The sequence below is a fragment of the Nitrospirota bacterium genome (genome assembly GCA_016219645.1).
Lineage (GTDB): Bacteria > Nitrospirota > Nitrospiria > Nitrospirales > Nitrospiraceae > Palsa-1315.
This window is the reverse complement of record JACRLR010000068.1, coordinates 1-1,671: the sequence shown is the minus strand read 5'-3', so window position 1 is coordinate 1,671 and position 1,671 is coordinate 1. Positions and strand designations below refer to the sequence as shown.

Annotated in this window: 3 protein-coding genes; all 3 read right to left on the bottom strand. The window is 55.7% G+C overall.

The genetic code is table 11. From position 1 onward, the window contains the following. On the bottom strand, nucleotides 1-508 hold a 508-nt coding region (locus HZB34_17790; GenBank protein MBI5317815.1), incomplete at its 3' end, for a hypothetical protein. Between the two features lie 86 nt (nucleotides 509-594). Continuing rightward, nucleotides 595-1,314: a phosphocholine cytidylyltransferase family protein gene (locus HZB34_17785; GenBank protein ID MBI5317814.1), complete on the bottom strand. Its 720-nt coding sequence runs from the start codon at nucleotides 1,312-1,314 to the stop codon at nucleotides 595-597. Further along, the coding region (locus HZB34_17780) for a 2-aminoethylphosphonate aminotransferase (protein MBI5317813.1) at nucleotides 1,311-1,671 on the bottom strand (361 nt) is incomplete at its 5' end. The genes HZB34_17785 and HZB34_17780, both read right to left, overlap by 4 nt.

Here is a 1,671-nt window from a genome sequence, read left to right as displayed (position 1 = left end):
GATCAGACTGGACTTTCGATCGCAGGCTCTGCACTATAAACTGATCGACCTGCCCCTGTGAGGCTTGCGAGACCACAATGGCCTGACCGTCCTGCACCTCACGCCGCAACCGTTCAATCAGCCCTCGCGAGAACACGCTATTGACGCTCGCGACCAACGCAAAGCCATGCACTTCGGCCGCCAAGGCTTCCCATGTCCGAGGATCGTCGAGAGGAAATTCACGGATCGGCATCCATCGGACGGGAATCGTGACGCGCGGCCCTTTGCCCAGCGCCTGTTTCACCTGTTCTTCCTCAGAACCGGACAGAACGATTAATTGACGAATCCCCGCCCGTTGCAAGGTAAGTACGGTTCGTTGAAAGAGCCCGATCCCCACGACACTGGTCAAAGGCCCTACGTCGTCGACCTGCGTCCCGATCGGACCGCCGAATACCCCGACAGACGGCAGCAGAATCGCCGTGGCCAACCCCTGAATCTCAACTCTCCTTTTGAGAATGCTCTTACTCATGGTTCTCCAGGCATCGATGTCTGCTCATGAGTGTTCCCTTGCGTAGGGTCCCTCTTCATCGGACAACGTACTAACCGAAGACTTTCTCATAGTTTTGGCAAAACTTCCAATTCAGCTTTTCTTACGTCTTCGATGAAATCGATCTCGGTCCAGGGCAGCCCCCCAATCCGTTCATAGCCAACCCGCACGTCCTGAAAATATGGTCGCAGCGCGTCCTCATACTCCATGTCCCACGAGCCTCGGTCGATGTAGCCACGGAGCGACGAGACAACATGAGACGTGTCGGCATGCCGAACCCGAAGAAATCCAACCCCTTCACCGACATAATCGTAACGTTCCGGCATATTCTTCGTCAGCGCAATTACTCGGCCCCCGGCCACGACCACCATGCATTCCTCTCCAGTTTGCTGTACCGTCTCATCCATCAACAGCGCATTCTCACAGGGTGACGCCACGAGTCGTCGTAGGATTTCTGGATGGAACAGCACATCGGCATCCATCACGATGGTGTCGTCGTCGAGCGCGGTTCGTGCGATCCACAGTGAGGAAATACTGCCCCGATGAAACTGCTCATTGACCAAAAACGTGACGTTGACGCCGCAACAATCCTGCTCGACCGCCGCACGGATCATCTCCTGCTTGTACCCGACAACAATCTCCACCCGGCGAATCCCCACGGAAACCAATGACTCCAGATAGCGATGCAGGAGCGACCGGCCGCCAATCTCGATGAGGCATTTCGGACGATGCTGAGTCACTTCCCACAAACGCTTTCCGACTCCCGCTGCCAGAATGACCGCCTTCATACCGATTTGCAGACCTGTTCGAAGGCGTCGAGAAATCCGCCAAACTGCGCCTCGGACAGTGCCCCCATATTGGCCACGCGAAAAATCTTGTTTTCCAAGTTGCCTTGCCCGGCATAAATGACATAGCCCTGCTGCTTCAGACGGTCATGCAACACCTGGTAAGAAACTCCATCCGGCAGGTGATAGGCCGTGATGGTGTTCGATTGCCGGTCCACTGGGAGAAGCGCCTTCACACCGAACTTGGCCATTCGCTCACGAATCAGGGTCGCCATCTTCTTGTACCGCTGGATGCGATTGGTCACACCTTCCTCGAGTAGCTCGTTGAGTGCTTCGTCAAAGGCATAGTAGACCTGCACT